Origin of the sequence: Hyphomonas sp. BRH_c22, from assembly GCF_000961795.1 — a bacterium.
Classification (GTDB): domain Bacteria; phylum Pseudomonadota; class Alphaproteobacteria; order Caulobacterales; family Hyphomonadaceae; genus Hyphomonas.
This window is the reverse complement of the sequence record NZ_LADU01000126.1, coordinates 1-7,366: the sequence shown is the minus strand read 5'-3', so window position 1 is coordinate 7,366 and position 7,366 is coordinate 1. Positions and strand designations below refer to the sequence as shown.

At 56.6% G+C, this 7,366-nt stretch carries 3 protein-coding genes and 1 pseudogene; 2 read left to right on the top strand and 2 right to left on the bottom strand.

What is annotated here, in order from left to right; genetic code table 11:
- A pseudogene (locus tag VR74_RS18265) lies at positions 1–666 on the bottom strand (hypothetical protein); the annotation flags it as partial.
- Positions 667–722: 56 nt separating this feature from the next.
- On the opposite strand from VR74_RS18265, the gene VR74_RS18260 reads away from it, so the two are divergent.
- On the top strand, positions 723–1,484 hold the full coding sequence (locus tag VR74_RS18260) for a hypothetical protein (protein WP_299951248.1): 762 nt from the start codon (positions 723–725) through the stop codon (positions 1,482–1,484).
- A 136-nt stretch (positions 1,485–1,620) separates the two neighbouring features.
- On the top strand, positions 1,621–6,540 hold the full coding sequence (locus VR74_RS18255; protein ID WP_045699241.1) for a VWA domain-containing protein: 4,920 nt from the start codon (positions 1,621–1,623) through the stop codon (positions 6,538–6,540).
- 371 nt (positions 6,541–6,911) lie between these two features.
- Here the strand turns inward: VR74_RS18255 and VR74_RS18250 are convergent, their stop codons facing one another.
- Complete coding sequence (locus tag VR74_RS18250) at positions 6,912–7,229, bottom strand: metalloregulator ArsR/SmtB family transcription factor (RefSeq protein ID WP_045693968.1); 318 nt, start codon at positions 7,227–7,229, stop codon at positions 6,912–6,914.
- Positions 7,230–7,366: the final 137 nt, after the last annotated feature.

Sequence of the window (7,366 nt, the reverse complement as noted above, 5' to 3'; positions counted from 1 at the left end):
ATTAGTGCTAGCATTAGTGCTAACGCGCGGACGGGCGGAGGGATGAAGCTGTGCCCGCCAGTCGATTTCAAGTTCACCATCCTCCAGTCGCTTACGCCATTTCTGCATTGCATGGCGCGAAATGTTCAGGGAATACGCGTACTGTCGAAGGCTCATTCCGCTCCAGTTCAACGCCTCCAGATGCATCGCCCAGAAGGCCTGAACGGCCCGGCTTTGCATGTCCGTGCGCGCGCCGAACCGCAGGCCTTTCTGCTTTCGCACGCGGCCCTTTTCGAGGTTTTTCAGCGTCTGTTCCCGGCGGAGTTCGGCTTGATATTCCTCATGTTTTCGCGCTTCTTCCCGGCCCATCAAATAGATCATCCAGCTCGAAAATGTGCGCCGGTTCAGATCGTGATCGCGGCAGTATCGCGAGCGGGAAAGCCCGCTCTGACGCCAGGCCTCGATGTGCACGCTCCAATAGGTCCGGTGCGCCTTGTTCTCAAAATGTTTCAAATTCATCATTGGACTCCTCAAGGGAAAGGAACCCGACATGCAGTGCTTTTGCAGCCCCAAATCGATGTGCAGGACTCGGACGGTTACCAACTGAGGAGGCAGCATCACATCCTGCGTTTGCCCCCGATCAGTCGAAGCCGACTTGGTTGCAAATGCTTTTTGCGGGTAACGCATTCGACCCGCCTGCTAACAAGACTCAGAATCTTGTCAGGTCCGGACCAATGGTATCGATGAGACGAATTCAATTCATCGCCAACAAAAAGGGACTATTGCGCCAAACGGTTGATATTCTTGCTGATAATACACTGTCCCTGAGCAATCAAAATGGACAGGTTTCGGCCAATCCAGTCGACAACTTTGAGCATGGGATTCGCACAACGCTCGTTGAGCATGTGCTCGGCAGCGGCACATCCGCGAACGACTGGAGATTGCGGGACATCACTGCCGTCCTGTCAGACGCAGCATCCGTGAAAGCGTGGAGCGACCAGTCAGGCGCTTCCACCACTATTCGAGAACGACTGACTGCTGATCTAGAGTCAGGCTCTGTGATCGTTTTGCTTGGACAACAAAGCAGCCCGCTTTGGTGGAAACTAAATCCCAAAACCGGCCAAATACTTGGCATGGGGCCTCAGGGAGGCGAAGTGGCAACAGAATATCTCACTTTTCAGAAGATCGCATCTGCGACTCTTGCAGGATTTTCATTGGGGTATGGAACTGCGTCCTGTTTGGACGTTTATTCCAACAACCCATCTATGGCAAAATGCTGTGTCGCGGGTAACGCGGCAATGTCTGTAGGGTTTGGGTTGTACAGCGGTGCTATAGGGGCAGATCTTGCCGGAGTGGCGGGGGACGTGGCTGTCAGCTCGCCAATGCTTGCAGGTCTTGGTTACATCGCGTCTTCACTCTTCGTCGATTCAACATATACCGTAATGAGTGGAATGTATGGCGGTTCGTTCGTCGATTCAGTTTGCCAAGAAATGTTGGCGGATTAGATCCGAAATGCAGATTCCCATAAGAGTCCTATTCACATCATATGGCTGGATGCTGTCGTTGAATTTCAGCAGAGCACTGACTGCTGCTGCATTTTGTTGCATAGGAAGCGGACTGGCATGGAGCCAGCTCCCCGACGTGTCCAAGCTCGGCGGAACATCAGAAGTTCCGGCCCTCAAGAGCACACCGCTCGATTTTGTAGACGGGCTGGCCGAAGTCAAACTCACCCTGGTTGAGAGTACGGTCTATAGTTTTGACGTCACCGACACCGCCGACATCTACAAGATCTCCGCTGAGGCAGCCAATCCGGTAAGCATCGCTCTTGAAGCCAACACGATCGAGCTGAATGTGCAAAATCAACCGACCGGCCGCACAAAGTTGCTGAGTGATTCCGCCCGTGGATTTGGGGACCGGACTGCAAGGTTGCCCGCCACGAGCTTCCAGCCCGGCCGCATCTATCTGGGGCTTGCACCGCTCAGCCCCGTCGACGTCACGCTCAAGGTCGAGCGGGTCTCACCTTCGCTGTCTCCTACGGCGCTGCCGGATACCGCAAGCAAGGCCATCGCAACCGGCAATGATGTCAGTGGGACCGGCAATGGCAGGATGCATTGCATGATCCCCGCCCTTCTGTCGGCCGACAAGATCGTCGATCTGGCCCTCGTCAGCGCGCCGGGAAGTTCCGTGGAAATGCTTGTCTACTCTCGCAAGGGCGATCGCCTTGAGGCGCGGTCGGGAAAAGGCGTCGTGGCGATCTCGGGCATTCGGGTAAAGGACAGCGCCGTTTGCGTCAAATCCTCGATACGATCCGGCACGATCAGTTGGCGCCTCCTGACCGAACCCAGCCAGTATGCGGACGGTCCAATCGAGCCCAACTCGGACTTGGAATTCTCCGCTGGACCACGCATGTCCATCGGCGAAACTTTCACATTCCCTCTCGATGCCTCAGACGAAGACAAATTCAGCTTGGCCAAACTTGCAGGCGCAGACGCAGTTGGAGTGCGCGTGAAAAGCGCAGTGAATGTGAGACTTTGCCTGCGCGAGACGGATTCAGCGATTGAATGCCTGGATGGTCAAGACGTCAGCTTGTCACCATTTCGCATTTCCAGGAATACAGCCCTGACGATCGAAAACCGCTCAACTGTCGGTGGGCTCTACGACATCAGCCTGCAGCGCCTGACTGCGAAACCAGACGAGACTGTGTTCGAGCCCAATTCCGCGCCGGATTTCCAGCCTCTCATCGAGGGTGCTTTTCGCAGACAAGGTTTCCTTTCGACGGCGACTGACACCGATACGATTGGCTTCAACACAGGGAACGCGGCCCAGCTTTGGCGCATCACCGTATTGGGTGAAACAGTCGGGGTAGTTGAATTGAGCGATGTTCGTGGAAAAATCGCCAATATCCGCAAGCATGGCGGAAACACGCGCCGGCTTGTTACGCCGGATGTGTATCTTCAACCGGGCCCTGTTTACATAAGTATCCGCGGCACACCGGGCGACTATAAGATCATCGCCAAACCTCTGGGCCGCCCCCGCGTGGATTCCGAACGCGAGCCGAATGATATTATGCCGCGAAGGCTTTCGTTCGGCCAGCCGATAACAGGCGTTTCTCCAGAAGGCGATGACGATCTCTATTCCCTATACTTGCCGCGCAATGCGCTCGTGGAGGTGGCCCTCGATGTGCCCCCGGGATCCGAATACTTCACAACGTTTTCAGCAGCGTCGCAAAACACGTCTCCCAGCCTCGACCGGCAGGTCATAAAGCCCGGCGGCTGGAAAAAGATCATTTCGATTCCGGCTGGCGAGCATGAGCTGAGACTCCATCCACGCACGGGGAGCCCCGCCGAATACAAACTGTCTGCGCGCTATGCCAACCCCTTTCCTGTCACAGCCCCTGCCCCCCTGAAAATGCTGGTGACACGCGCCGCCGATGTGAGCGCCTATTCCATATTCAGGCAGCGGGCGACAGCGGTGCTTACACTCACCAACACGTCTCACGCGCCGGTTTCGGGGACACTAGACTTCTGGTTCGCCCGTCCAGGCATTGAAGTCATGCCCTACAGCGTTTCACTGGCCGCCGGTGAGAGCGCTACAAAAAGCGTCAGTTTCCTACTTCCGGATGATCTCTACGATGGCGACCTTCCCTTTTTTGTTGCTGTGCGCGCCGAAAACGGCGCAATCCTTGCCAGCACAAGCCACCTGCTGAAAGCAGATGCGCGTATCGCACCTGTCGGCGCATTACCCGCGCGCCGGGTTCCGCCGGCCCTGGCTGGCGGCATCAATCTGGCCCGGACCAGCCTTGGTGCGCGTTGGCTTGAAAGTGATGGCATTGGCATTGGCGAAGACGGCGATTATGTCCGCGGGAACCCGGCAGGTGCAAATAACCTGCTGACGCTGACGGACGGGTTCATCACGCAAGGATCGTCGCATGAAGGGGTTCTATCGAATGGCGGCAAGCACATCCTCAGCCCTATTTTGGATCTGCCGGGCAACAAAGCCATTGCTGTCGCTGGGGTCGGTATCAATACGCGCCTGGATGCAGCGCAAGGCCTTCGGGGATTTGCCATTGATGTATCAAGCGATGGCAGGAAATGGCGCGAAGTTTTGAAGGAGACCCACGAGGTATGGGGCCAGACAGCCTATTACGCGTTCCCAGGCGGTCCGGCTGACGCCTTGATGGTCAGGCTCCGCGCGACTGAGCGACGCGGCGGGGGCACGCAGCGTGTTTCACTCAGCGGGTTCGAGGTGATCGCCCACCCCGGCCACTCCGGCCTGAAAAACCTGAATATTGCGGACAAGGAACTCGGCGCGCTTGTGTCTGGCACCCGCAAAATGCAACTCGACCGGCATATCCAGATCGACGTAACCAAAGACAAGGGGACGAGGTTGCCGGGCCAGAAGGCTAATCCTACGGATTTCAACAATGCCATCACGTTCCGTAACCAGCTGCAAGCCGACATCGAAGCCATAGAGGCCGTATATCCGGCGAATTTTCCTGACAACAAATGGCCATTTGCAAGCGCCGCCATTGTCTATGCCTCGGCCTATGGTCCCATCGGTCCCTTTCATGAAATCGGCAGGTTTGCCTTACCAGCTCAACCACAGCCAAACCAACAGGTGCGCTACGAACTGCCCGAATGGTCGTCTGCACGCGCTGTCAAAATTGAATACGAGTACCCCGAAGGCGCCTACTTCCTTGCCCCAAACGTCATACGACTCATTGAGCGGCCAGAGGATGGCGCCTACCGATCGGTTCTTGGAACCTGGGGTGAATTCGCGACAGAAAAGGGCGCTGGGAGACAAGACGCCCTCGATATGGTCAAACTCAAACATGCTTTGGCATCTGTACGTGAATGGGTGGACGTTTTTGTCGGCGCCATCCTCGGACATGGAGGAAGAAAAGAGACGACGGCGGCAGCTGAAGCAGCAAATCGCGCGCTGGCGCCCGGCGGACCTTTCTCAGAGGGCTATGTCGAGTTCGGCGTGCGAACCGAAACCTGGCGTGTTCCGGCCGAAGGCAAGACAAACAGACTCAAGATATCAGCGCGTGGCAGTGCAGGATTTGATCCGGCAATCACTGCGCGCGACGCTGCGGGCGACAAGGTTGAGCCGCTTGATGTGAAGCGCTCGGAATTGCTTGATGAGGTCACATACAGTTTTGCTGTCGATCCGGGCAGCTATCTCGATGTCGAGGTTTCCGAGCCCCAACGCTCAGTCATCTTCCTGATGGATCAAAGCGCGTCGATGGCATCACAGATCCCTAAAATTCGCCGCGCTATTGTCGATTTTTCCGATGACATGGTTGCCGGACGCGATGCGGTTCAGTTCAAGTCGCTTGGAGGAGATTGGGCACGCGATGACTGGATCACCGACCCCGAAACGCTCCGTCCACTTTTGGCGACATATCAGGGGCAGAACAACAGCGCGGGCGAATCGGCCCTGTTTGATGCGGCCAAACTCCTTGAGGCCCGGGACGGATCGCGTGCAATTGTGATCATCACTGATGGCGATGTCGATACCCAGCAAGACCTTGTGCCAGCGCTCCACGCTGCGCGGGCCAGGGTCTTTGTCATCAAGACACCGTCCAACTCAACCATGCAGTATCCATCAATTTCACAGCCCCGCGCGCTGCTCTGGGCCGGCCAGACCGGAGGCGAAGTGTCACTTGTCCTACAGAGTGAGGACATCTCGGTCGCCTACGCACGTGTCGCTGCGCGATTACTCGGTCCCAAGTCCTATTTCGTGAGTTCCCAGGCTGAGGTGGTCGTTCTCAAGCCCGGATTCCTTCTGGTCGATTCTGCGATGGGGCCGACTCCCAAGACAACTCTCCACAGCCGACTCATCATATTGGACGCCTCTGGCAGCATGCTGAAAAGGCTTGGCGACACACGCCGCATCGACGTCGCGAAGGCGGCGCTAACCGACTATCTCGGTTCGCAACTAGCGCGCAGCCAGGCCGGAGAACAGCTGAAGATCGGGTTGCGCGTGTTCGGCGGAGAACCAAATTCCTGTGACACAGACCTCGTCCAACCCGTTACCCGTTTCGACTATGACCGATTGGCATCTGCTATAAAGTCCGTTCGTCCCCAGAATAACGCAAAAACCGCCATTGGGGCGGCCTTGCTTGCAGCTGCGAAAGACCTGCAAGACATGACATCTTCTGCCTCCATCCTTCTGATCACCGACGGAGAAGAAACATGTGGGGGACTTCCGCTCCAGGCGATACAGAATCTCAGGGCTGCAGGAATAGACGCGCGTATAGATGTGGTCAGTTATGCTCTGGAACCGGAAATCGATCGACGACCTTTTGAAGCATGGGCAAAAGCTGGAGATGGAATCTATGTTGATGCGGCTGATGCTGCAGATCTTGAGAACGCGCTGACAAGCACATCCCGCGTTCGGTTTACCGTCTATCAAGATGGTGAACGTGTGGCGAGCGGAACTGCCGGTGGGATCCCCGTCGAATTGGTAGCAGGAAAGTATGATCTGCAAGTAGACGGCACGAAGCTACGGCAGGTCGTGATCACAGCGTCAAATACCACGACCGTTGTCCCCAATTGATCGCGCTTCAGTTCGGTGGTGCAACGCTTGAGGCAGATAGAGTCACGCTCATGACTCAGGCAGGCGTCACGCGTCCGCCATGGTGAAGAAGTCAACTGCCTCTCGAAAACTGGCCCGCTGACTGCGAGAGAATTTTCGTTTGGCTTTGAGGGCTGCGGAGCGAGGATGACAGATGAGGCAGGCAAAGTTCGCGGACGCGCATATCGCGTTCGTTTTGCGTCAGGCACCTGCGTGAAAATGAAATAGCGCCGCAACCGGATCCGAATGTTTGCGCCCTAGGCAAACATCCGATCCACAACCAGACCCAATCCAAGCCTTGCCGAAGGTGGCGTCAGCCTAATACACATTCGCTGGTCGAAAGACTGTCAGGCTTACCTGTAAAAATCGCAAAGCGTCTTCACCAGCTCGCTGCCAATGCCACCGCTGCAGCGATAATAGATCGTCTGGGCATCGCGCCGCGATTCGACCAGCCCGGCAGCCCGCAGCTTCGCGAGGTGTTGGGACACAGCTGACGGTGACTGGTTCGTGAGTTCGGCCAGCTGATTGACCGGCATTTCGCTGTCATTGAGTGCGCACAGCACTTTCAGCCGTGTGTCGCTGGCCATGGCTTTCAAAATCCCGGTGGCTTCGGTCACCCTTTCCGACATCAGGTTGAATGCTTCGGGAGTTGTCGATTTTGTGCGTGACATCACGTCGAGGCTTCCTTCAAAAGCGCGGAATTGTCATCCACAGACGGGGGTACGCCGGCTGGAGTCCAGTCCGGCCCTCTGAGGGCTATGTAGATCGCCGGAATCACCAGCACGGTGAGGGCCGTTGACGAAGCCAG